Annotated in this window: 21 protein-coding genes and 1 tRNA gene; all 22 read left to right on the top strand. The window is 60.4% G+C overall.

Going from position 1 to position 24811, the window contains the following annotated elements:
• The gene (locus AB5750_RS06115) at window positions 1-1392 is read left to right on the top strand and encodes a sensor histidine kinase (RefSeq protein WP_368145875.1); all 1392 of its coding nucleotides are present in this window, start codon (window positions 1-3) and stop codon (window positions 1390-1392) included.
• 39 nt (window positions 1393-1431) lie between these two features.
• On the top strand, window positions 1432-2166 hold the full coding sequence (locus tag AB5750_RS06110) for a LytR/AlgR family response regulator transcription factor (protein ID WP_368145876.1): 735 nt from the start codon (window positions 1432-1434) through the stop codon (window positions 2164-2166).
• A gap of 92 nt (window positions 2167-2258) precedes the next feature.
• Complete coding sequence (locus AB5750_RS06105; protein ID WP_117848797.1) at window positions 2259-3203, top strand: zinc dependent phospholipase C family protein; 945 nt, start codon at window positions 2259-2261, stop codon at window positions 3201-3203.
• Window positions 3204-3304: 101 nt separating this feature from the next.
• Window positions 3305-4564, top strand: coding sequence for an MFS transporter (locus AB5750_RS06100; RefSeq protein WP_195363431.1), 1260 nt, complete (start codon window positions 3305-3307; stop codon window positions 4562-4564).
• Between the two features lie 171 nt (window positions 4565-4735).
• Window positions 4736-5923, top strand: coding sequence for a glycosyltransferase (locus AB5750_RS06095; protein WP_055285281.1), 1188 nt, complete (start codon window positions 4736-4738; stop codon window positions 5921-5923).
• Window positions 5920-7263: a histidine kinase gene (locus AB5750_RS06090; protein ID WP_006235157.1), complete on the top strand. Its 1344-nt coding sequence runs from the start codon at window positions 5920-5922 to the stop codon at window positions 7261-7263. Before AB5750_RS06095 ends, AB5750_RS06090 begins: the two co-directional genes overlap by 4 nt.
• A gap of 72 nt (window positions 7264-7335) precedes the next feature.
• Window positions 7336-8052 carry a LytR/AlgR family response regulator transcription factor gene (locus AB5750_RS06085; RefSeq protein WP_368145877.1) on the top strand — a complete coding sequence of 239 codons (717 nt, stop codon included), beginning with the start codon at window positions 7336-7338 and terminating at the stop codon, window positions 8050-8052.
• Window positions 8053-8148: 96 nt separating this feature from the next.
• A complete protein-coding gene (locus AB5750_RS06080; RefSeq protein ID WP_117584170.1) occupies window positions 8149-8616 on the top strand; it encodes a YfcE family phosphodiesterase in 468 nt (155 codons plus the stop codon).
• Window positions 8617-9026: 410 nt separating this feature from the next.
• Window positions 9027-9104: transfer RNA gene (locus AB5750_RS06075), tRNA-Asp, on the top strand.
• A gap of 359 nt (window positions 9105-9463) precedes the next feature.
• Window positions 9464-9949, top strand: a complete 486-nt coding sequence (locus AB5750_RS06070; protein WP_368145878.1) for an RrF2 family transcriptional regulator — start codon at window positions 9464-9466, stop codon at window positions 9947-9949.
• 21 nt (window positions 9950-9970) lie between these two features.
• Window positions 9971-10876, top strand: coding sequence for an HhH-GPD family protein (locus AB5750_RS06065; RefSeq protein ID WP_368145879.1), 906 nt, complete (start codon window positions 9971-9973; stop codon window positions 10874-10876).
• Between the two features lie 114 nt (window positions 10877-10990).
• A complete protein-coding gene (rbr, locus tag AB5750_RS06060; protein ID WP_117746791.1) occupies window positions 10991-11530 on the top strand; it encodes a rubrerythrin in 540 nt (179 codons plus the stop codon).
• 283 nt (window positions 11531-11813) lie between these two features.
• On the top strand, window positions 11814-12446 hold the full coding sequence (locus tag AB5750_RS06055) for a hypothetical protein (RefSeq protein ID WP_368145880.1): 633 nt from the start codon (window positions 11814-11816) through the stop codon (window positions 12444-12446).
• A gap of 433 nt (window positions 12447-12879) precedes the next feature.
• The gene (locus AB5750_RS06050; RefSeq protein ID WP_368145881.1) at window positions 12880-13314 is read left to right on the top strand and encodes a hypothetical protein; all 435 of its coding nucleotides are present in this window, start codon (window positions 12880-12882) and stop codon (window positions 13312-13314) included.
• 136 nt (window positions 13315-13450) lie between these two features.
• Window positions 13451-14014, top strand: a complete 564-nt coding sequence (locus tag AB5750_RS06045; RefSeq protein ID WP_195235012.1) for a transcriptional regulator — start codon at window positions 13451-13453, stop codon at window positions 14012-14014.
• Between the two features lie 51 nt (window positions 14015-14065).
• Window positions 14066-15421, top strand: coding sequence for a DNA recombination protein RmuC (locus AB5750_RS06040; RefSeq protein ID WP_368145882.1), 1356 nt, complete (start codon window positions 14066-14068; stop codon window positions 15419-15421).
• A 123-nt stretch (window positions 15422-15544) separates the two neighbouring features.
• Window positions 15545-17347: an ABC transporter ATP-binding protein gene (locus tag AB5750_RS06035; RefSeq protein WP_368145883.1), complete on the top strand. Its 1803-nt coding sequence runs from the start codon at window positions 15545-15547 to the stop codon at window positions 17345-17347.
• A 63-nt stretch (window positions 17348-17410) separates the two neighbouring features.
• A complete protein-coding gene (gene nth, locus AB5750_RS06030; protein WP_035136768.1) occupies window positions 17411-18076 on the top strand; it encodes an endonuclease III in 666 nt (221 codons plus the stop codon).
• A 157-nt stretch (window positions 18077-18233) separates the two neighbouring features.
• On the top strand, window positions 18234-21866 hold the full coding sequence (gene mfd / locus AB5750_RS06025; protein ID WP_368145884.1) for a transcription-repair coupling factor: 3633 nt from the start codon (window positions 18234-18236) through the stop codon (window positions 21864-21866).
• 88 nt (window positions 21867-21954) lie between these two features.
• A complete protein-coding gene (locus AB5750_RS06020; RefSeq protein WP_368145885.1) occupies window positions 21955-22818 on the top strand; it encodes a phosphatase PAP2 family protein in 864 nt (287 codons plus the stop codon).
• 45 nt (window positions 22819-22863) lie between these two features.
• Window positions 22864-23889 carry a threonine aldolase family protein gene (locus AB5750_RS06015; protein WP_368145886.1) on the top strand — a complete coding sequence of 342 codons (1026 nt, stop codon included), beginning with the start codon at window positions 22864-22866 and terminating at the stop codon, window positions 23887-23889.
• Between the two features lie 77 nt (window positions 23890-23966).
• A complete protein-coding gene (locus AB5750_RS06010; protein ID WP_368145887.1) occupies window positions 23967-24557 on the top strand; it encodes a GNAT family N-acetyltransferase in 591 nt (196 codons plus the stop codon).
• Window positions 24558-24811: the final 254 nt, after the last annotated feature.

Below are 24811 nucleotides of genomic sequence, written 5' to 3'. Positions count from 1 at the left end.
ATGACGGTGGATCTCAATAGGCTGATTCTGGGCAAGAGCTACAACTCTACCAAGGTCTTTCGTACCGCTCAGCATGTGGTTCAAGCCATCTTGCTCGGTATCGTCGTTCCGCTGCTTATCCTGCTGCTCATCTGGGATCTAACCGATAATCCCAATCCCGTTCCGGCCGTTGTCGTCATTGCCGGCTTGGTCATGCTGTGCTTCTTCTTCTCGTACGTCTTTGTCGTTCCCGACGACCTCACATCGAGCGCAACCGACCGCACGCTCGCCATCGCTTCAAAAATATTCGCCTACACGTCGCGCGGCCTTACGCCCGAAGCTGCCCTGGGCGCCTCTAAGATCATCCTGTCCGAAACTATCGCCTCTGCCATCTGCTTTACCGACGGCAAGCAGGTGTTGGCAAGCTGGGGCGAGGACTCGGCAAAATGCCCCGCGGGCACCCCGGTGGTGCTGCGGACTACGCTCAACGTGATCAACAGCGGTGAGCAAAGCGTGTTCTCGCGCGATGCCTCGACCGAGACGGGTGGCTACTTTCCGCGCCTGCGCGCCGGTATTGTCGCACCGCTTACCGTGCGCGGGCATTGCGTGGGCACGCTCGAGCTGTATTATCCCCGTCTGAGCAGCATCGATATGCGCCAGACGGCGCTTGCCTCGGGCTTTGCCGACCTCATTTCCACGCAGCTTGCGAGCTTTGAGCTCGAGCGCCAGGACGAGCTTACGGCCCGCGTGGAGCTGCGCGCCTTGCAATCGCAGGTCGATCCTCATTTTCTATTCAATACCATTAGCACGATCGTGTCGCTCGTTCGAACCGAGCCCGACAAGGCGCGATCGCTGCTGATCGACTTCTCCAACTACTATCGTCAGACGCTTTCTGATTCCGATACCCTCACAACGCTCGAGCACGAGGTGGAACAGGGCACTCGCTATATCAATCTTATGCAGGCTCGTTATGGCGACGGCCGTCTGCGCGTCTCGGTCGATATCGACTTTGAGGTGCGCGATTGCATGGTGCCGCCGTTTATCTTGCAGCCGTTGCTCGAAAACTGCATCAAGCACGCGCAGCGCGAGACCGAGCCGCTTTCTATTCATGTTAGGGCTTTCGAGACCGATGACGGTTTGGAGATCATCGTCGAGGACGACGGCATCGGTATGAGCGAAGAGGTCTGCGCGCATCTGTTTGAGCAGCATCGCCGAGAGGAGCCCGAAAGCATTACCGCCGACGGCTCCGTCAAGCGAGGCTGCGGCCTGGCGCTCTTCAACGTGCTTCAGCGCATCCATTTCTTTTACGGAGAAGATTCTGGCATGCGCGTGAAGTCCCAGGAGGGCGTGGGAACGCAGGTCATCGTTGAGTTGAACGGCGAGCCGCATGAGCCGGCACCGCTAACGGTGTAGCGCGCGGTTGGATTGAGAGAAAAAAGAGGGGAAGCGCATATGTCCGAAGGCTGGAACATCTTGGTGGTTGATGACGAACCTCAAATTAGGGCTGAGCTACGCTATCTGTTGGAAAAGGATGCGCGTGTGGGCCAGATTGCCGAGGCGGGCAATGTCACCGAAGCCGTGGAGTCGATTCTGTCGAACAAGCCCGACGTGCTGTTTTTAGACATTACCATGCCCGGTCGCTCGGGAATTGAGCTTGCCGAGACGCTGCAGAACCTAAAGACACCGCCGGTCGTGGTGTTTGTGACGGCATTTGCCGAGTATGCGGCTGATGCCTATAACCTCGATGCTGTCGATTATGTCGTCAAACCGGTCGAGGATGCCCGCTTGTCAAAGGCGCTCGACAAGATCGAGACCGCCCTGGGCGCTCGCCGCGTCGTCCATGCTCCGCGCCAGCCTTTGCGCCTGACGGTAGATCGTGGGGGCAAAAAGGTGTTCATTCCCGTGGCAGATGTCTGCTACTTTGAGGCGCGCGCCGATTTTTGCAACGCCGTCTGCGCCGAGGGAACATACCTGATCAATGAGTCGATCTCTTCGCTCGAGCGTCGCTTGGGCTCCGAGGGCTTTATTCGCGTTCATCGCAGCTATCTGGTCAATTTGGAAGACGTGCACAATGTTGAGATTGGCTCCACGGGGTTGATGGAGCTCAGGCTCGACCGCGTGAGCTCGACGGTACCGGTGTCCCGTCGTCGTGCCGCCGAGGTCAAGTCGCACCTGGGGCTTGCGTAAGAGGCTTGCGTGCCGTCGTTTACCATCGCAGGTTTGGCATGGGCGCGCGGTGGGCATAATGGGTGGCATCGAATGAAATCGAAAGGATCATTATGCCCGCGCTTATCACCCATCATCTGTTTGGCGAGGAAAGCATCGACCGTCTTCCGCAGGGCGTCATCACGTCCGATGAAGAGCGCATTGCCTTTATCTTGGGCAACCAAGGCCCCGACCCGTTTTTCTTTCACATTCTGACACCGCGTGTTTCCGACTGCACGCTGCTAGCACAGGTCATGCATCGGTCGCGCATGTCTCGCCAGTTCGCGTGCCTGCGCGACGGCGTGTCGCATCTGCTGCCGCGCGACGCCAGCTTGGGTCGTGCCTTTGCGCTGGGCCTACTGTCTCATTACGTGCTCGACCGCAACGCCCACCCCTTTGTCTATGAGCAGCAGTTTGGCATCGTGGAATCCGACTCAGAGCTTGAGGATTCGAGCAGTCAGGTCCATGCCGTGATCGAGAGCGACCTGGATGTGCTGATGCTGCAGCTTAAACGCGATGGCGCTACGGTTGACGATTACCCGCCGGCGGGCGAGATCGTCACCACTGATCGCATCAATCGCGTGGCCGGCGTGCTGATGAGCTATGTTGCCGGACGCGTGTACGGCATTGACATTCCGGCGGGGGAGTACGGTGCTGCCGTTGCCAATATGCAGCGACTTTACCGCGCGATTGAGCCGGCCGGCTCCGCAAAGACGCGCGCGATCTCGCTGGTTGAGGGCTTGGTGCACGATTACTCGCTGCTCGACGGCCTTGCTCATCGCGTGACGACGGAGTTGCCCGAGCGCACCGGTAACCTGGGCCATCTGACATGGAAGAATCCCTTTACCGACGAGGTCTCGAACGAGAGTTTCCCCGAGGTCTTTGATCGCGCGCTGGGCGATTACGAGTGCACGGTCGCACGTTTTATCGAGACCGGTGACATGGATGCCGTGACCAGTCACGTCAACTACAGCGGTCGCGTGCTCAATGCCGATGAGGAGTTCGACCGCGAGGAATAGGGCCCGTGCGTGCCCCTTTGCCGAATCCTTACCGGCGGTTCTGGACAATTGGGGTACGATGAACTAACTGCATATCGGGCGAATACGAAGGGTCCCTGTCCATGAAATACACCAAGCTCGAGCGTAACTGGGTTATGTATGATGTGGGCAATTCGGCCCTCGTGCTGCTCAATACCTCGGTGGTGCCCATTTACTTTAACGCCATCAATACCGGCGCTTCCTCGGCCGACCTGGTGGTCGCCTGGGGCAATGCACAGACGATCGCCTCGCTGGTCATCGCCATGCTCATGCCCATTCTGGGCGCACTTGCCGACTACGCTGGCAACAAAATCAAGTTCTTCTTGGGCTTTTTCCTCACGGGCCTGGTTCTTTGCCTGGCGCAGGCTATCCCAATGTCCGCCATGGCATTTTTGACCGTGTACGTGCTGTGCACCATCGGCCTTAACTCTTCTATGACGTTCTACGACGCCATGCTGCCCGACGTTACCACCGACGAGCGCATGGACGCCGTGTCCAGCTCGGGTTATGCCTGGGGCTACATCGGTTCCACCGTGCCGTTCGTCATCTGCCTGGCGCTCATCATGGGTGGCCCCGCTCTTGGCGTCCCCACCATGCTGGCAACGCGTCTGTCTTTTATCATCACTGGTGCCTGGTGGCTCATCTTTACCCTGCCGCTCATTCACACCTATAAGCAAAAGTATGGTCGCGAGCGCGGTCCCGAGGACACCATCGGCCACATCGTTGGCGGTGTGTTCTCCGAGGTCGGACACACCATGCGCGAGATCGCCCACAACAAGACCGTGCTGGTCTACATGATTGCGTTCTTCTTCTATATCGATGGCGTCCACACGGTCATTTCCATGGCTACCAGCTACGGCTCGGCTTTGGGCATCGATTCGACCCAGCTGGTACTGGCGCTGCTCGTTACGCAGTTCGTGGCCTTTCCGTCCGCCATCATCTACGGCAAGCTCGCCGGACGCGTGGGCACGCTCAACATGATCCTGGTGGCGGTCGCCGCCTACATGGGCATTGTGCTGTTCGCCGCGTTCTTCCTAAAGACCGCCTTTGAGTTCTGGGTGCTTGCCATTATGGTCGGCCTGTTCCAGGGCGGCGTGCAGGCGCTCAGCCGTAGCTACTTTGGTCGCATTATCCCCAAGGAAAAGTCCAACGAGTACTACGGCTTCTTTGACATCTTTGGTCGTTATGCAAGCGTCATGGGTACCTTCCTAGTGTCGGTCGTTACCTCGCTGACCGGCAACCCGTCGCTGGGCGTCCTTTCTATTGGCGTGCTGCTGATCGTTGGCTTTATGCTGCTGGTTCGCCTGTCCCGCATGACTCGGGCAGCAGAGCATGCCGCATAGGAGCGAGCGGCTATTGTGCCTGTCCACGGTACTCTTTTGGGGTTATCCGCAATAAACATTGCGACTTGCGAGCAATGATTTGCCCAAGTGGGTATGATGGAATCAGCTAGGTCGCGGGGCGTCGCCTGTGTTTGGCGGCGTCCCGTTTTTGTGTTGCAGGGAGGGTAAGGCATGAACGCCACAGTCGTGATTCCAACGTATTGGGCGGGCGATGACGCTTGCGCAAACGCCCCTGGCACCTATGACCATTCGACGCGACTCAACGCCGACAATCCCGAACTCGACCGCTGCCTGGCCTCGCTTGAGCAGGTACGTGACATCCCGCGCATCATCCTTTTGGTGGTCTGTCCCGTTTCTGCCACAGCCGATGTGTCGCTGCGCGTGCACGAGATTGTCGACGCGCATCCCACGCTCAAGGTCACCGTTGTCACCAACACCCAGGCCTCGCGCATCGCAGACCGGGTTGCTCAGATCGCGCCCAAGGGTTCGGGCGAGTGCGTGAGCCTGCGAGGCTACGGTGCCATCCGCAATATGGGGCTAGCCTGCGCCGCTGTGCTGGGGCATGACGCGGTTATCTTCTTGGATGACGATGAGACTGTCATCGACGCCGACTTTATGAAGCGCGCGACCTATGCGTTGGGGCAGCAGACGCGTCAGGGCTTGCCGATCTTGGTCAAGAGCGGCTATTTCTACGATCGCGACGGCTCGCCGCTGGCTCCCACGGACAAGGCGGGCATCTGCCATCGTTGGTGGACCAAGCGCATCGAGTTCAACCGTTGGATGAAAAAGGCGCTTTCGGGCACCCGCATCTCGCGCTCCAACTACGTGTGCGGCGGCCTGATGGCCCTGCACGCCCGCGCCTTTACGCGTGTGGCCTTTGACCCGTTTATCACCCGCGGCGAGGACTTGGATTACCTCTTTAACATGCGCATGTTTGGCTACGACGTGTGGTTCGATAACGAGTGGACCGTGCGCCATCTGCCTCCGGAGTCCGAAAAGCGCTCACCGCGCTTTATGCAGGATGTATACCGTTGGTACTACGAACGGGCCAAGTTGACATTCGCCGCGCATCAAAAGGAGCTCATTCCCGTTACGGCGGCATCGCTCATGCCCTACCCGGGCCCGTGGATTTCGCGCGAGCTCGACGACCGCGTGCGCAAGACCGCTATGGTCCGCAGCGTGTTTACCCGCGAGCATGAGGGCTACCTGCGCATCTGGCGCCATGGTATCGACGAGGCAAAGGCCTATGCGCGCCAAAACGCTGCAAGCTACCTGCGTTTCCAGAGCTTTTGGCCCAAGATCATGGACGGGCTTTGGCGTGACGCACAACTGATCAGTATCCTGGAGGGGGCCGAATGATCGACCGCCGCGCCCAGCGCGATAGTTCAATATCAATCTTTCGCATCATTGCCGTTGCCTGCGCCATTTGTGTGCTGGTGTACTTTATTTTTGCCTTGGTGACCGGTATCGAGCCGATCGCCACGGTGATTGCCTGCGCGCTGCTGTGCATCTTTCTGTGCATCTTTATCTTTTTGACGCTCAATCCCGATTCGGTGCGCTCCCAGTACACCGAGGAGACGCTCTCGGTGGCCTCGGCCATGCTCGAGGACATTAAGGGCGGTCTGACGCAGGAGTCGGCGCGTTTGGTGTGCCGGCGCATTTTGCCCGAGACGCGCGCCATGACGGTGGCCATCACCGACGAGGACAACGTGCTTGCCTGCGCGGGCGAGTTTGAGGAAAAACTGCTGCCCGATACTCCCATCCACACGCTTGCCACACGCTACGTTATCGAACATGGCATCGTGCAGTCGTTCAACCGTATGGTGGATGTCGTGGGCTCGGACGGCTCGCACAACCAAGTCCCCGCCGGCATTATCGCCCCCATCAAGGTGGGCGATCGTACCGTCGGCACGCTCAAGTTCTACTACAAGACCCCGCGCGCCGTCGACCGTACCCAGTATGCGCTTGCCTCGGGCTTTGCCGAGATCTTGTCCACGCAGCTCGCCATCCACGAGCTCGAGGTGCAAAAGGAACTCACGGCGCGCGCCGAGGTGCGTGCGCTGCAGGCGCAGATTAACCCGCACTTCCTGTTCAACACGCTGAACACCATTGCATCGTTTACGCGCACCGACCCGCTGCGGGCCCGCGAACTGCTTCGTGAGTTCTCATCGTTCTATCGTGCCACGCTCGACAACTCGGGATCGCTTATTCCGGTCTCGCGCGAGGTCGCACAGACCAAGCGCTACCTTACCTTTGAGAAGGCCCGCTTTGGCGAGGATCGCGTGCTTGCGACGTTCGATGTGTCCGAGGACGTGGAAGATACGCTGGTGCCGGCGTTCGTGATCCAGCCGATTGTCGAGAACGCCGTGCGTCATGGTATGGGCGATGACGACGCCCTGAGGATCGACGTGACCGTTCACCAAGACGGCGAGGATGCAATCTTGATTGCCGTGGCCGATAATGGCGTGGGCATGGATGAGGGTACCGCCGCCAGACTGTTTGACGAGCGTTCTGCCCGTCCCGACGCCAGCTCTCCCCAGGGTGGCGGCGCCGGTGTGGCCATGCACAATATTTCGGAGCGCATCCATCGCTTTTATGGGCCGCACTCCTATACGCGTGTCGAATCGGCGCCGGGCAAGGGCACCAAAGTGCTCCTTCATCTTGATTTGTCAGAGAGCATCTTTGACATTCAAGAGTAAAATAAAAGGCTACGGGCTCAACGTCATGCGACGGATGCCCGGCGTAGTTAGTTGACGAAAGGTTTTATCCCTATGCTGCGTGCGATGATTGTGGATGATGAGGCGCCGGCTCGCTCGGAGCTTCGCTTCCTGCTCGAGCAAACGGGCAAGATCGGCACGATCACTGAGGCGTCGAGCGTCCGCTCCGCCATCGAGATGCTTATGGAAAGTCGCGTAGATGTCGTGTTTCTCGATATCTCGATGCCCGGTGCCTCGGGCCTGCAACTTGCCGAGGCGCTGCATAAGCTCAAAAATCCGCCGGCGATCGTGTTTGTGACTGCGTATAGTGACCATGCGGTCGAGGCATTCGACGTGGATGCCGTCGATTATCTGATGAAGCCGGTCGAGGAAGCTCGCTTGGATCGCGCGATCGAGAAGGTCATGCAACGCGCCAAGCCGGTTACGGACAGCAAGGTGACCATCGAGCGTATCCCGGTGGAAAAGGGCGGCCGCAAGGTGCTCATTCCCGTGGACGACATTCGCTTTATCATGGCCAAGGACGATTACTCCTGCATCTATACCGTCGATGATCGCTTTTTGTCGACGACCTCGCTGGCGCAGTTTGAGGCCAAGCTCTGCGACTTTGGCTTCTTCCGTGTTCACCGCCGCTATATCGTCAACTTGGCGTGCGTCACGGATGTGGAGACGGTGCCCTCGGGCGCCATGCAGCTGGGCATTACGGGCGTCGACGAACGCGTGCCGGTTTCGCGCCGCCGCGTCGTGCCGCTTAAGCAGGCCCTGAGTCTCTAGCACACTGGCCCCGCAGCCCTGTAGACCTATCGTCTGCGGAGCCGTGGGGCCTTTTTGTATGTATCTGCCGAATCGTTTTTTTGCGGAAGGGATCCCATGAACAGTGCAAGCGCCAAGCGTATCGACATCATCTCGGACACCCACGGCTATTTATCGCCTGCGCTCTTGGATGAGCTTGAGGGCGCGGATCTGATTATCCATGCCGGTGACCTTACGTCGGAGATGGACTACGAGCATCTATGCACTATCGCCCCCGTGCGGGCCGTACTGGGCAACAACGATTACTACCGCGACTACGGCCCCGATGTAGACCGTCTTGCGCTCTTTACCTACGAAGGCCTCAAATTCGCCGTAGCCCACTACCGCGAAGACCTTCCGGTGGGATCCGTAGACGTAGCCATCAACGGCCACACCCACGTAACCAAAGAAGCCCAAGTGGGCCGTTGCTTAGTCCTCAACCCGGGCAGCGCCAGCTACCCCAGAGGCACCCGAGGCCCCACCATGGCCAGAATGCTAGTAAAAGACGGCAAGATCCTAAGCACTAAGTTTATTGACCTAGACTAACCGCAACAAAAACGGGGGATGCACAACGCATCTCCCGTTTTTCTTTGAGCCAAAGTAAGAAGTTCAACAAGATCCATCAGACCAACCCCGCCGAGGAGCACGCGGGCTAGCCGCGCAGCGGCGCACGCCCGCAAAACTGGTTAAATAATGTGACGGCAGGGAGGGTCTCCGGGGCTGAGGGCGGGGGTTAAGTTTGTCGCGAGTTCCGCACGCAAAGGAAAGCACTTAATGTGCTTTCCGTCTTGCGCAGGACTGTAGAGCAGCAAACTTAACCCCCGCCCTCAGCCCCGGAGACCCTCCCGGATGGCCCTGAAAAATTTTTTCAAAAAAGTTGTTGCGCGCCGGACAGACTTCTGTGTATACTAATCCCCGCAGCGCACGCGAGCGGAAACAAACGCGAACGCCTGCCTGGGGAGTTAGCTCAGTTTGGTTAGAGCGCCGGCCTGTCACGTCGGAGGTCGCGGGTTCGAGCCCCGTACTTCCCGCCAACGCAATTAAAGCCACGTCTTCGGACGTGGCTTTTTGCGTTTGATGCACTTTGTTTCGATAGAACGATCGCCCCGGTGCATCTTCGCCCAGAATCCCCGCGCCTTCGGGAACGCAAGTAAAATCTAATAAGTATATCTGTCTGAACAACAGCTTTGTTGCGCAACACCTGTTCTACGAGACAGGGGGTTAGGTTATACTAAATTGCACTGTGCGCCGCACCTGATGCATTTCGCTCCAAGCGCGGCACTCAGTGGATATCCGATTTACCATTTGGATGTCCTGGCGGTCATTTAGCGTCTCGACACAAGCTCGGCCCCGGAGCTCGTTCGAGCTGTTCGTATTCCTTGAAAGGGGAAAAATGGACATATCGAGGAAGACTGATTACGCCCTTCGTATGCTGTCGATGCTTGCTGAGGATCCGGAGCGTTTGCTTTCTGTTCGCACCGCTGCCGAAGAGGTCAATGTCCCGTATTCGTTTGCCCGCTCGATTCAGCACGGTTTGGTCCAGGCCGGTATTGTGGAGAGCCTGCGCGGCGTCCACGGTGGCATGCGTCTCAAGGTCAGTCCGGACGACGTCACTATCCGCCAGGTCGTCGAGGCCGTTCAGGGTCCTATGGTTATGAACGATTGCACCGCGCCCGATGGTGACTGTGCTCGCATGGGCGCGTGCTGCTATCATCCCCTGTGGGCCGGAGCCCAGGCGTTGATGCGCGACTACCTCGATTCCGTTTCGCTCGGCGACATCGTCGCTCGCCGCCAGTTCCCAGCCGTCGATCCCAAGTTCGCCGACCGCGAAGCGTTTCCCGAGTACGCCACCTGCGCGTGCGCTTACCGGGAGGAATAGCGCCGCATAAGGAGCATAGCCATGATTCAGGACCCCTTTCGTTCGATGATTCGTTCGGAAGGGGTCTTGCGTTATCGCGACCTTCCGTGGCGCCGAACGCGCGACCCGTACATCATTTGGCTTTCTGAGGTCATGTTGCAGCAAACACAGGTGCCGCGTGTGGAGGCGCGCATGCCGGTGTGGCTCAATCGTTTTCCGACCGTGCAGGCGCTTGCCCAGGCCGCGCCTTCGGATGTTTTGGACGCTTGGCAGGGGATGGGCTACAACCGACGCGCTCTGGCGCTTCACGGGGCCGCTCAGCGCGTTGTAGAGGACTGGGGCGGGGAGTTTCCGCGTGAGACGCGTGACTTGGTCGCTCTGCCCGGCATTGGCCCGGCAACGGCGCAGGGCATCCGTTCGTTTGCGTTTGATCTTCCAGGCGTGTATCTAGAGACCAATGTGCGCACGGTCTTTTTGCATCATTTCTTTCCCGATGTGCCGGCCGTTCCCGATCGCGAGCTGGTGCCGCTGATTCAAGCCGCCTGTCCGGCGGCCCCTGGTGCGGCGGCGGATGAGATTGCGCCCTTTGCCGTGCCTCAAGACGATGCCGACACGCCGCGCGCATGGTATTACGCGTTGCTGGATTACGGCGCGTATCTTAAAAAGACGCTGCCCAATCCGTCCAGGCGGTCGGCGGGCTATAGTCGTCAGTCCAAGTTTGAGGGCTCGCGTCGCCAAAAGCGCGCCCACATTGTGCGCATGCTGCTGGCGGCGCGCGATGGACAACCGGCAGGTATTACGCTCGATGAAGCCGTTGCAGGCGTTAACGAGATGGAGACGGCAGCCGGCCGAGAGCCGGTCGAGCGCGAGCTGGTCGCAAGCATTCTAGCTGACCTGGAGCGCGAGGGCTTTTGCCGAGCCGAGGACGATCGTTGGTTGAGTGTGTAGCCCGTTCAAATCTGAAGAACGGGATTGTAAGGTTTAAATTCGCGGCTTGAGGGCATCCTAAAGACAAGGTCGCTCAAAGCCTATGGGCGGCACGTGTTGAAGGGAAGTACACCTATGGATTTTGAGAATTCCCAAACCAAGAAGAACCTCGAGACCGCTTTTGCCGGTGAGTCCCAGGCACACACCAAGTATCGCTACTACGCATCTAAGGCCAAGAAAGACGGCTACGTTCAGATTTCGAATATCTTTGCCGAGACCGCAGGCAACGAGTCCGAGCACGCCAAGCTGTGGTTTAAGTATCTGCACGACGGCGTCGTCCCCGATACCCTGGACAATCTGCGCGATGCCGCCGCAGGAGAGAACTACGAGTGGACCACGATGTACGATGAGTTTGCCAAGACCGCCGAGGAGGAGGGCTTTGCCGAGATTGCCGCAAAGTTCCGTGGTGTCGCCGCCGTCGAGAAGGCCCACGAGGAGCGCTACAACAAACTCGTCGAGCGCATCGAGTCGGGCGAGGTGTTTGAGCGCGAGGGCGTGAAGGTGTGGAAGTGCCTGAACTGCGGGCACCTGCACGTTGGTGCCGAGGCGCCTGAGGTGTGCCCGGTGTGTAACCACCCGAAGGCGTACTTTGAGGAGCAGGTGGTGAACTACTAGCGCTTGGTGCTGGCTGCTGCGGAGCGCAGGGCGGGAGGCCTGATCGCCTTCCCTCCCCGCTCACGGCTCCGCAGGGTCGCGTTGAGGGAAGGTAATCCGGCCTCCCGCCCTGCGCCCCGGCGTTGGGTCGTCGCGTGCTCGTTACAGAAAAGCTGATAAGAAGTTTGTGTGCCGCCCCTTATGGGGCGGCACGTTTTTGTGGGGGCCGGTTGGGGCGGTGACGTTGCTTAGAGGGTACACTGGGTAGCGTTGGCTATTCGTTTCCTCTTGTGAGGTGTTGGTTATGGGTAAGAAGTCTCGGGCTCGGGTTGCTGCGGCGGGAACTCGCAAGGATCCTGGTCATCGGGTTGCCGAGGGTAAAAAGGCCGATCGTGCTGAGAAGGACAAGAAAGTCGGCGCGCATGCTCATCCTGAGTGGGCGCCTCATTTGAATTCGGCTAGTGAGGATTTGACTGCCAAGTTGTTTACTCTGGTCGAGGTAATTTTGGGCGTGGTGCCCCTTGTGGTTATCGGTTTATTCTTGGCTTCGAAGGACGCCACGAGTGTCGATAAACTCACCGAGGTCTTTTCGCAGGACCCCTCGATGGTGGTCTCGTTTATTTCTGCGTGCTTGCAGCCGTTTGTGGCGTACATGCTGTATATGGTCTACCGCAAATACTGCGAGGGTGATGCGGGCTTTGCCGCCGGTAACCTGATCGGTCTTTTGTGCTCCGAGATCCTACTGCTCAATATCCCGGGCGTCATCGGTATGGGCATCTTGCTGTGGCGTGTTTGGCGCAACGTTGCCCCGCACTTTGAGAGTTGGCTGTTTGAGCGCCGCGTAATGGGCGTGCTGGCAGACATCGCCGGGTCGCTCGTGATTCTCGTCTTGGCATTTATGTGCGCCACCGCCGCCCGCGGTCTCGCGGGCATGTAGTCTGTTCTCACCGACCACGGGGCGCAGGGCGGGGAAACCTTCCCCTCTCGCTCACGGCTTCGCAGGGTCGCGCGAGGCAAAGGTTTCCCCGCCCTGCGTCCCGGCGTTGAGTCGTCGCATACTCGTTACAGAAAAGCTGATAATAAGTTTGTGTGCCGCCCCTTTGGGGCGGCACTTTTTGTGTGGGGTCCCGGTCTCCACAATTTTCGTCAAGCTATTGGTTAGATTTTGGTCAGTTGGCGTAAGGGTGGAAGGCCAAAAGATTGTTGGCGAAAAAAGCTCAGAGAAAGTGCTGGTAGGGGAGTTGTTGAGCTTTTCGACAGCTTTTGAGCAGAAGAAACTTTGTGGCTATTGCCGGCGATTGCGTTGTCGCGGTCATGGCGGTGCGGGATGCTGGTCGTAAGCGTCGAATGCTCCGATTTTGGAGGCCAGCATGGATCTGTTTCTTGAGACTCCGCAGCAACAAGCCGAGCGCATGTTGCGCCAACAGCAACGACTCATGGAGATGCAAATGCAAGGGGCGGCAGTCCAGCCCTTTGCGCAAAATGTCGTGCCCGCTGCTGTACCTGCAGCTGTGCCCGGGTGCGAATCGGCACCAGAGGCCTATTCCGTACAGCAAGATTCATATGCGCAGGAGCTCGCGTTCGACAAGCGTCGTGCGCGTCGCCGTCGCTGGGTCCAGCGCCTGCGCACGCTGGCGATGATCGTGCTGATCCCGTTGGGGCTCGCGGCAATCTTCTTAGCCTCATATGCCCTCACATGCATTCTCAACGGCGCCTCGCCCAGCGAGGTGCTTGAGCACTTGGCAGCTCTCGGCCAGCGCCTAGGCGATGTCGCAACAACCATCTGCGCCGGCTGGGAGAGTTAGCGTTTGTCACTTTAGGACTTCTAGGGAGTAGGGATTATCGCCACGAGTAGAATTCTTGCATCCTGCGGGTCCTGTCGTGCGACTGAATAGTATTATTGATGATGAATAATAATACCAAATGAATGGAGGTGCTCGGTTGAATCTGACCTTTGAGGGATTCTTAAAAGGCTATTGCCGAGAGCTATCCGGACAGCGGTCGCTGAGTTTTAGAAAATTGGTTGAGCAGGCGACGACGGATGCGCCGCGCGTGGCGGAGCCTCTGTTTTTGCTCGCTTTGGCGCAAGGAAAAGCCGAATACGTTCTGGGTTTATCCGAGGGCTCGTGGATGGAACGGGATTACCGAGACGTTTTATCCTTGTACGGTCAAGCGGGTAGCATGGCGTCTCTATGCGCCAAAAGTGAGCTCCCAAATCGTTATGCCAACGTTTGGCGTGCGTATAGAGCGGTGAAGGAAAAGCCGGCGGCCGATAGAAGGGTGAACGCCCTGATGAGAAAGAAAACGCTGGAAGCATTGGAGGAATCGGGTGTAACGCGCTATGGCCTCTGCCGTGCTCTGCACCTGAATAAAGGAAACGTATACGCATACTTGGCCGGCGATGACTCAAAGGTGAGCAGGAAAACGGCGCGCCGCATTATGGAATATGCGGAGGAGAGGGGCACCCAAGAAGGGGCCGGGCGCCCGGTGTGTGTGGCGGGGTAAGATTGATCGCGGTTTTGATTGGTGCTCGATTGGGTTTGTTGGGCGGAGATTATGTCTGCTATTGATATTGTGCTTGTTGCGATCGCCTTGGTGGCGGTGGGGGTTGCTGCGGCTTGCGCCCTTCAGCTCAAGAGCCTGCGTGCCGAATTGCGGGAGCGTGGCGACAGCAGCGCGGAAACGCTGGCAGCACTCGAGCAGGCCAACAACGCGCTCGATGCCCTGAACGTCGCGCTGGCCGAAACTCGCCGCACGGCCAATGCCATCGCGCAGCAGCAGACGACAGATGCGGCCGTGGAGCAGCAACGTTACCTGACCATCGCACGTGAGTTTTCGCAAGCTGGTGACCGGATGGATGACCTGCGTCGCGAGACGGCCCAACAGCTCGGTGCCAACCGCGAGGGCATCGAGCACCGCCTGGACAAGGTGCGCGAGACGGTCGATGCCCAGCTGGGTGCTATCCGCAAAGACAACAACGTGCAACTCGATCAGATGCGCGCGACGGTGGACGAGAAGCTTTCCCGCACGCTCAACGATCGCCTGTCGGCATCGTTTAAGCAGGTGAGCGACCAGCTCGAGGCCGTGTACAAGGGCCTGGGCGACATGCAGTCCATCGCCACCGGCGTGGGCGACCTTAAGCGCGTGCTGGGCAACGTGAAGGCGCGTGGCATTTTGGGCGAGGTGCAGCTGGGTGCAATTCTGGCGGACATCCTTACACCCGACCAGTATCTGGAAAACGTCGCCACCAAGCCCGGCGCCTCGGAGCGCGTTGAGTTTGCCGTCAAGCTGCCGGTGGACGAGGGCGACCCCGTGCTGCTGCCGATTGACTCCAAGTTTCCGGGCGACGCGTACGAGCACTTGCTCGACGCGCAGGAGTCGGGTGACGCTGAGGCCGTCGCCGCCGCACGCAAGACGCTCGATATGATGGTGAAGCGCGAGGCAAAAGACATTTGCGAGAAGTACCTGAGCGTGCCCGCGACCACCAACTTTGGCATTATGTTCGTTCCGTTTGAGGGACTGTACGCCGAGGTCGTCAGCCGCTCCGGGCTTATCGAGACCCTGGGCCGCGAGTATCACGTCAACGTTGCCGGCCCCAGCACCATGGCAGCCATTCTCAACAGCCTGCAGATGAGTTACCAAACGTTTAAGCTGCAAAAACGCACCGACGATGTACTGCGAGTGCTCTCCGCCGTCAAGGCCGAGCTGCCGCGCTATCAAAAGGCGCTGCGCCGCGCCCAGCAGCAGATCGAGACCGCGGGCAAAACGGTCGAGGGCATTATCACCACGCGCACCAACGTCATGGAGCGCAAACTCAAGGATATCGACGCGCTGGAAGATGCCGAGGAGGCCGACGAGATCTTGGGGCTCACATCCGCGGAGCTGCTCGCAGACCAAAAAGACGAGGACTAATTGCATCTGACGGCGGAGCGCCTGCGCAAGCACGGCGCGGGCGCTTTTCGCATCGCGCTTGTCTGAAGCGTGCTCCAATGTGCAACAATGGCGTTTCGCCCTATCAGACACGAAAGGAAGCCCATGTCTCAGAGAAGCACCAGCCCGCTCAGCCGCTCCACCGTGCGCCGCACGCTGCAGCGGTTTTGGGGTGTCACGCGCACGCAGCCGCTGATCGTCTTTCTCTCGGTGTTCTCGTCGGCGGGCTACATCTTTTTGCTCACGTTTGCCAACACCTACGTGATGGCCCTTATCGTCGACCGCGTCCAGACCGGTCCCGTGGCGGGCGACCGGGTGTTTGAGGTCTTTGGCCCCTACATTCTGGCACTCGTGCTCGTTAACCTAGTGGGCCAAATCCTCTCCAAGCTGCAGGACTACACCGTCTACAAGCTCGAGATTGCGGGCAACTATCACCTGGCACGCCTGTGCTTCGACACGCTCTCCAATCAATCCATGACATTCCACACCAGCCGTTTTGGCGGATCGCTTGTGAGCCAGACGAGCCGTTTTATGAGCGGCTACACGGGCTTGGTCGACGTGACGGTGTATTCGCTCATTCCCACCATCACCTCGGTTGTCTGCACCGTGGCCGCACTCGCCCCGGTGGTGCCGACGTTTACCGTGATCCTGGTGTGTATCATGGTCGTCTACATCGCGTTTGTCTGGCTTATGTACAAGCGCATCATGCCGCTTTCGGCCGCGACGTCCGCCGCGCAGAACAAGCTCTCGGGCGTGCTCTCCGACGCGGTCACGAACATCTTGGCTGTCAAGACCTGCGGGCGCGAGGACTTTGAACGCGATCTGTTCGACGCCGCCGATCGTGCCGCGCGCGACGCCGAGACAGTCTCGATGCATGCCATGATGCAGCGCAACTTTACGACCTCGGGCCTTATCGTCATCACTATGGCCGTGGTGAGTGTGTTCGTGGCGGGCGGCAACGCGTGGTTTGGCATCTCGGCCGGCTCGCTCGTCATGATCTTTACCTACACCTATAACCTCACCATGCGCCTGAACTACGTAAGCTCCATGATGCAGCGCATCAACCGCGCGCTCGGCGATGCGGCCGAGATGACGCGCGTGCTGGACGAGCCATGTTTGGTGGCAGACGACCCGGACGCCCCTGAGCTCAAAGTGACCGAGGGCGCGATTGATTTTGAGCACCTGAGCTTTGCGTACCGTGACGCTGCGGCGGGCGAGAGCGTGTTCGATGACCTGACACTTCATGTGGCGGCGGGCCAGCGCGTGGGCCTGGTGGGCAAATCGGGCTCGGGTAAGACGACGCTCACCAAGTTGCTGCTGCGCCTGGACGATGTCCAGGGCGGCCGCGTGCTCGTGGACGGTCAGGATGTCTCGCGCTGCACGCAGCAGAGCCTGCGCCGCCAGGTTGCCTACGTGCCGCAGGAGGCGCTGCTGTTCCACCGCTCCATTCGCGAAAACATTGCCTACGGTCGTCCCAACGCCACTGATGAGCAGATTCGCGAGGCCGCGCGCCTGGCCAATGCCCTGGAGTTTATCGACCGCTTGCCCCGTGGCTTTGACACCATGGTGGGCGAGCGCGGCGTCAAGCTCTCGGGCGGCCAGCGTCAGCGCGTGGCTATCGCCCGTGCCATCCTAACCGACGCGCCGATTCTAGTGCTCGACGAGGCGACGTCTGCCCTCGACAGCGAGTCCGAGGCGCTGGTGCAGGAGGCGCTCGAAAACCTGATGCGTGGGCGCACCTCCATTGTGGTGGCACATCGCCTGTCCACCGTGGCGGCGCTCGACCGCATTGTGGTACTGGCCGATGGCGAGATCGTCGAGGATGGCATGCATGCGCAGCTCGTCGAGGCGGGTGGCGAGTACGCGAGCCTGTGGAGCCGTCAGACCGGCGCATTCTTGGAGGCGTAAGCGTTTCGGACGTGGGACAATTGTGCCCATAAGTTTATTGTGCCGTTGAGCCGAGGAGTCGTTATGCCACGCGAGACCAATGCCGCCAAGCGCGAGCGCGCCATCGAGGTGTGTGAGCGCCTCAACCGTCGCTATGGCCCGGTCGAGTGCTTTTTGGACCACGAGAATCCCTTCCGCCTGCTGATCGCGGTGCTGCTTTCGGCGCAAACGACCGATGCACAGGTCAACAAGGTGACGCCGCGGCTGTTTGCCCAGTGGCCCACGCCCGAGGCCATGGCCGGGGCGAGCGTGGCTGACGTGGCAGACACTATCAAGTCACTCGGCTTCTACAAGAGCAAAGCCAAGCATGCCGTCGAGGCCGCGCAGATGATCGTCGCCGACTATGGCGGCGAGGTGCCGGCCGACATGAAGGAGCTCGTGAAGCTGCCGGGCGTGGGACGCAAGACGGCGAACATCGTGCTCAACGTGGGGTATGGCATCGTGGAGGGCATTGCGGTGGACACGCACGTCAACCGCATTGCGCACCGCCTGATGTTGAGTCCCAAGACGCATGCCAAGGAGCCGCTCAAGACCGAGCAGGATCTGCTCAAGATTTTGCCGCACGAGTATTGGGAGTCGGTCAACCATCAGTGGATCACCTTTGGTCGCGAGATCTGCGATGCCCGCAAGCCCAAGTGTGACGAGTGTCCGCTGGCAGATTTGTGCCCCAGCGTGCGCGTAGCGGGGTAGGGCGGAACGCATCTTCGTCTGGCGTTTTTTGCGGGGCTGGGTTTGCCCTTGAGCCGGAGTCCTCTCCATGCGCTACCATGACAGGCAATGTATTTGACGTACGACCCGCCGAGCTTGCCCCGGCGGGCTTTTGGCGTTGCGATGCCGGAGGAACAGCATGCTCATTCACCGTATAGCCGCGCAGCTCTACACTGCCGAGGCGCTGCAGACCGTCGAGGTCGGACTCGATTCTGGCGAGGACGTGACGCTGGCCGTGTCGCAGTCGGGTCGCACGCTTATGGCGGCCGCCCAGTTTGCGCGCCGTCCGCGCCCGACGGTCTACATTGTGAGCGGCGAGGATGCGGCCGATCGCGCCGCGCGCAGCCTTGCCGCCTACGTGGGTCTGGCACACGTGTGCCGTTTTCCCGAGCGCAAGGACTATCCGTGGCGCGAGCAGGCGCCCGACGATGCTGTGGTTGCCCAGCGCTGCGAGGCCCTGGGACGCATCGTTCGCGGTGACAACTGCATCATGGTCGCCTCGGCCCGCGCGTTGCTGCGTTGCGTGCCGCCAGTCGAGAGCCGCTACTGGGAGTCCACGACCTTCGCGGTGGGCGAGGAGATTCCTTTTGACGAGGTGCCGCAGCGCCTGGTGGGCATGGGCTACACCAATGCCGGCGCCGCCGACGCGCCTGGTCTGTTCCGCGTGCACGGCGACACCGTCGAGGTGTTCCCCGCGCAGGAAAAAGCGCCCGTGCGCATCGAGTTCTTCGGCGACGAGATCGATCGCATCCGTCGCATGGTGAGCTCAACGGGGCAGACCATCGGCAACGAGGACAGCATCGAGATCTTCCCCTGCCGTGAGCTGGCGCTTACCGACGAGGCCGTCCACAACATGCATGTGGCGCTTTATCGCGCCAGCCAGGACGACAGCAAACTGGCAGCGCTGCTCGAGATGGTGGATGCGCGCATCGTCACGCCCGAGCTCGACCGCTTTTTGCCGGTGATGTACGGCCAGACCGTGAGCCCGCTGTCGCATGTGAGCGGCAAGGCGCTCGTGGTGCTGTCCGAGCCGCGCTCGCTGTTCGACGATTGCCTGCGCGCCTACGAGGATATCGAGGCGCGTGCCGGCGAGGCGGGGATTGACCGACTGGATGGCCTGTATGTACGCGCCCAGCAGCTCGATTTTGGTGCTCAGCAGCGCCTGAACTATGTGAGCCTGATCCGTGCCGGCGGTGCGGTGACGGCAGAGCTCAAGATTGAGCAGCCGGCCATCGCGGGCTCGGACAATCGCTTTATGACGCGCATCCAGGAGGTCGTGGGCAAGCGCTATGCCTGCGTGTTTGCCATCCCCGACCGCGGTGCGCGTGAGTCGATGGAGCTCACCTTTGGCGACGAGGGCATTACCTTTGAGGAATCGCTGACCGCCGCGCCCGAAAATGCCGGCGCTATCGGCGACCGCGTGCGCGTGGCAGCAGCGGATTCCGCCGACCGTGCCGCACGCCAGGAGGCCCATGCTTCCATTCGCGAGCGTCGCGCCGACGCGCTCAACGCCCGCTCGCTCGAGGCGGGTGCCGCCCAGGCTGCCGCCGGTGCCGCCGTGCCCACCATCTCGCGCGGGCGCGTGACCTTTGTCGATGCTGCCTTGCCGCAGGGCGTGGTGGTGCCCGATGCCAACCTGGCCGTGTTCTCAATCGCCGACCTCAACGCCCGCATGGACGCCAATCGCGCGCGCAGCCGCCGCAAGGTGGACATTACGCAGATCACGTTCCCGTTTAAGCCGGGCGACTACGTGGTGCACGCCACCCACGGTATCGCGCTCTTTAGTGAGGTCGCGCGCCAGGAAGTGGGCGGCAAGGAGCGCGACTACTTTTTGCTGGAATATGCCGACGGCGACAAGCTCTACGTGCCGCTGGAGCAGGTTGACCGCATTACGCGCTACGTTGGTCCCGACGGCGATAAACCGCGCTTGACCAGGCTCAACACCGCCGACTGGACGCGGGCCACCAACAAGGCGCGCAAGAATGCCAAAAAGCTGGCGTTTGACCTGGTCGACCTTTATACGCGCCGCTCGTCGATTACCGGTATCGCCTGTCCGCCCGATACGCCCGAGCAGATCGAGATGGAGGAGAGCTTCCCCTACGACGAGACGCGCGACCAGCTGGAGGCTATCGCCGACATCAAGGCCGACATGGAGGCGCCCAAGCCCATGGACCGCCTGCTGTGCGGCGACGTGGGTTTCGGCAAGACCGAGGTCGCCCTGCGCGCGGCCTTTAAGTGCGTGGACTCCGGCCGTCAGGTCATGGTGCTCTGCCCCACGACCATTCTGGCCCAACAGCACTACGAGACATTCTTTGAGCGCTTTGCCCCGTTTGGCCTGGAGGTCGAGGTGCTCAGCCGTTTCCGCACCCCGGCGCAGCAAAAGCGCGCGCTCAAGGCGTTTGCCGAGGGCACGATTGATGTGCTCATCGGCACGCACCGCTTGCTTTCTGCCGATGTGAACCCCAAGAACCTGGGCATGGTGATCATCGACGAAGAGCAGCGCTTTGGTGTGCAGCACAAGGAGCAGCTCAAAAACCTGCGCGAGCAAATCGACGTGCTCACGCTCTCGGCAACGCCTATTCCGCGAACCATGCAGATGGCCACGAGCGGCGTGCGCGACATGAGTCTGATCACCACGCCGCCGACCGGGCGTCGTCCCGTGATCGTGCACGTGGGGGAGTACGACCCCGACGTGGTGAGTGCGGCGATTCGCCTGGAGGTGGGCCGCGGCGGTCAGGTGTATTACGTGTCCAACCGCGTCAAGACCATCGACGACGCCGTGGCGCGCGTGCACGAGGCCGCGCCCGAGGCGCGCGTGGGCGTGGCACACGGCAAGATGAGCCCGCGCGAGGTCGAGGACGTGATGATCGAGTTCGCGACCAAGAAGATTGACGTGCTTATCGCCACGACCATCGTTGAGAGCGGTATCGACAACGCGACCGCCAACACGCTCATCATCGAGGACTCGCAGCGTCTGGGCCTGGCACAGCTCTACCAGCTTAAGGGCCGCGTGGGCCGCTCGGCCACGCAGGCATACGCGTACTTTATGTTCCCCGGCGAGCTGCCGCTTACCGAGGAGGCCACGGCACGCCTGACTGCACTTTCAGAGTTCCAGGACCTGGGCAGCGGCATGCGCATCGCCATGCGCGACCTGGAGATTCGCGGCGCCGGCTCGCTTATGGGCGCCGAGCAGCATGGCAACTTGTCGAGCGTGGGCTTTGACCTGTTTACGCAGATGCTGGGCCAAGCCGTGGCCGAGGCGCGCGGCGATGACGATGCCGGCGTGGAGGCGGCGAGCGTGGGCATCAACCTGCCGGCCGACTACTTCTTGTCCGAGGAGTACCTACCGGCGGTGGATCAGCGTGTGCTCGTGTACCGTAAGCTCGCAGCGGCCGAGGACCTTGAGAGCATCGATGAGGTGCAGGAGGAGACCGAGGCTGCGCATGGCGAGCTGCCGTTGGCGGGACTCAACCTGTTCAACCGCGCTCGCATTCGTATTCGCGGCGAGCGCCTGGGGCTCGAGAGCGTCACGCTCAGCGGTGGACGCATTACCTTCCTGGGGGTTGACGTGCCCAAGAAGGTGGCCTTTGAGCTTAAGACCCGCTATGGCGCGGTGAACTTTCCCAAGAGCCGCAAGCTGTCGGTGCCCTACAAGGCGGGCGCCGGCGCGGGCAGCGCCCTGGGTCGCGGCCTCGACGCCAACGACGGCACCGGCCCCGTGGCCGCGGCGCTCATGCTGCTGCAGCAGCTGGGTGCGAGCGACGATGACTAACAAGTAGGGGACGTGGCGGGGCAGAGCCATCGGTTGTTCTTTGCCCCGCCGCCTCGCAGGTTGATCCCGGCCCAATCGAAAGGAAAGCATGTTCGGATACATCTATAAGAAAGATGTCACCATTATCGCGGTTGTCCTGTGCCTTTGTCTGGGCGTGGGCAGCTTCTTTGATTATCAAATCTCGAGTGCGCTGTTCAACATCGGCAGCATGTACGGTCGCTTTGTCGAGGCGGCCGGTGAGCTGCCGTTCGAGCTGACGGCGAGCATCGCGGGCGTTATGCTCGTGCGCTCGACACGCCCCGATTCCAGGGGGAGCAAATGGCTCGCCGCGCTGGGCGTTCTGATCAACGTGGGTCTGGTCGGCTACGAGATTATCGGATCGCTGCGCGTCGGCGGCAAGCTTATTGCGTTTCAGCTGGTACTGACGTTTGTGCTGGTCATTGCAGCCAACTTCATCGCCTACCGCCTTACGCACGACACCGAGCCCGACGAGCTTACGCGCTGGGCGTTGATGGTGCTTGCCGTGTGGGTCGCTCAGGCCATCATCCTCAACGTCATTGTTAAGCCGTTATGGTCACGCCCGCGCATGCGCGTGATCGAGGTCACGCCGGGGCTCAATTTTCAGCCGTGGTGGGTGATCGGCAATCCCGACAAGTGGACCTATATCGCCGCCGGCGTGATCAAGGACGGGTTCAAGTCGTTTGCGAGCGGACACACGGCGCATGCGGCGATCGGCCTTATGCTCGCCGGGCTTCCCGCGGCAGCCTTTAAGGAAAAACCTTCGCGTCGCCGCGTGATCTTTTGGGCGGCGGCTGTGGTCGCGACGCTCGTCGCCTTTGGGCGCATCGTGATTGGAGCGCACTTTTTGACTGATGTGAGCTGCGGTTTTGCCCTGGTACTGGCACTTGAGTGCCTTGCCGCGCGCATTGCTTATCCGGACGGCGTACAATAGCCCCGTTTGAATCATCGGGCCCGTGCCCGGCTAGAGAGGATTGCCATGCTCGCGTTTAACAACGACTATTCCCACGGCGCACATCCGGCGGTGCTGCAGGCGCTCGTCGATACCAACATGGAGCCGCAGCCCGGCTACGGTACCGATGCGCACACCGAGCGTGCCAAGCAGCTTATCCGCGAGGCCTGTCAGGCCCCCGATGCCGACGTGTTTTTTCTGGTGGGCGGCACGCAGGCCAACGCGACGGTGATCGACATGCTGCTCGCGCCGTACGAGGGCGTCGTTGCCGCCGAGACTGGCCACGTCGCCTGCCACGAGGCGGGGGCCATCGAGTTTGGCGGCCACAAGGTGCTCACCATTCCCGGTTACGAGGGCAAGATGCACGCCGAGGATCTGGAGGACTATATCCAGGTGTTCTACGAAAACGAGAGCTGCGAGCACATGGTGTTCCCGGGCGCCGTGTACATGAGCCTGTCGACCGAGTACGGCACGCTGTACTCCAAGGCCGAGCTCGCGGCGATTCACGCGGTGTGCCAGAAGCGCGAGATTCCGCTGTTTGTGGATGGCGCCCGCCTGGCCTACGCGCTGGCGGCCGATGAGTGCGACATCACCCTGCCCGAGCTGGCGCAGCTGTGCGACGTGTTCTACATCGGCGGCACCAAGTGCGGTGCTCTGTGCGGCGAGGCCGTGGTGTTCTGCGGCATGCATGCTCCTGCGCATCCCATTCCGCGCATTAAGCAGCATGGTGCGCTGCTGGCTAAGGGCCGCCTGACGGGCGTGCAGTTTGAGGCGCTCTTTACCGATGGCCTGTATTTTGAGATTGGTCGCCAGGCGATTGAGACCGCTCAGGCGCTGCGTCGCGTGCTGCATGAGCGCGGCTACCAGTTCTTCTTGGAGACGCCGACCAACCAGCAGTTTGTGATTCTGCCCAACGAGGACATGGCGCGCATTCGCGAGCATGCCTCGATCGAGTACTGGGAAAAGTACGATGAGACCCACACGGTGGTGCGCTTTTGCACCAGCTGGGCCACGACGCAGGAGGATATCGACGCGCTGGCGGCGGTTCTGTAGCCTGATGTAATGACGGGGGGCCGCCTTGCGCTGGGTTTGGCGCAAGGCGGCCTTTGTTTTTGAGGGAGAAGGGTTGTATGACCGAGATGTCCGAGCCGACGATTCGCCTGGCGACGCCCGAAGACGCGTCGGCGTTGCTTGCCATCTATGAGCCGTATGTGCGCCAGACGGCGATTACCTGCGAATACGAGGTGCCGAGCGTTGAGGAGTTCGCCGGGCGTATTGAGCGTACGCTCAAGCGCTATCCGTATTTGGTGATGGAGTTGGACGGGCGTCCGGTAGGCTATGCCTATGTGAGTCAGCTCAACAGCCGCGAGGCATACGACTGGTCGGTCGAGACGTCGATCTACCTGGCGCGCGATGTGCGCCATGGCGGGCTGGGTCGCAAGCTGCATGACGCGCTCAAGCAATGCCTGGTCGCGATGGGCATCACCAACATGTGCGCGCTCATTGCCGTGCCGCACGATAAGGACGACGAGTATCTGACGCACAACAGTCAGGATTTCCATGCCCATATGGGATATCGCCTGGTGGGCGCCTTCGACCGCTGCGCCCAAAAGTTCGGCCGCTGGTACGACATGTGCTGGATGGAGCTGGTCCTGGCTGAGCGCACACCCAACCAACCCAAACCAATCTGGTTTCCCGACCTTCCCAAACCTACCATTTAGGGACAGGTTTATTTTGGCCGCTTTATAGCGTCAATTCACCGCGAGAAGTACGGATTCACGCGTCTTTTGATGCAGATGGGCTTAATTTGGCTTCGATTTGGGTCCGTTTGGCTTCGATTCGAACTAAGTGAGTAGACTTTTTGGCGCAGGTCGAGCACAAGGCGTATCTGCCTTAGTAAAACCGACGCTCCTATAAGTTGTCAATAGGCAGTTTGCGGGAGCGCTCCCTTCAATTCGCACAGGAGCTCGTAATA

Source organism: Collinsella aerofaciens, assembly GCF_040926185.1.
Taxonomy (GTDB): Bacteria; Actinomycetota; Coriobacteriia; order Coriobacteriales; family Coriobacteriaceae; genus Collinsella; species Collinsella aerofaciens_BC.
The sequence above is the reverse complement of the archived record's forward strand: the minus strand, read 5'-3'. Positions and strand labels throughout refer to the sequence as shown.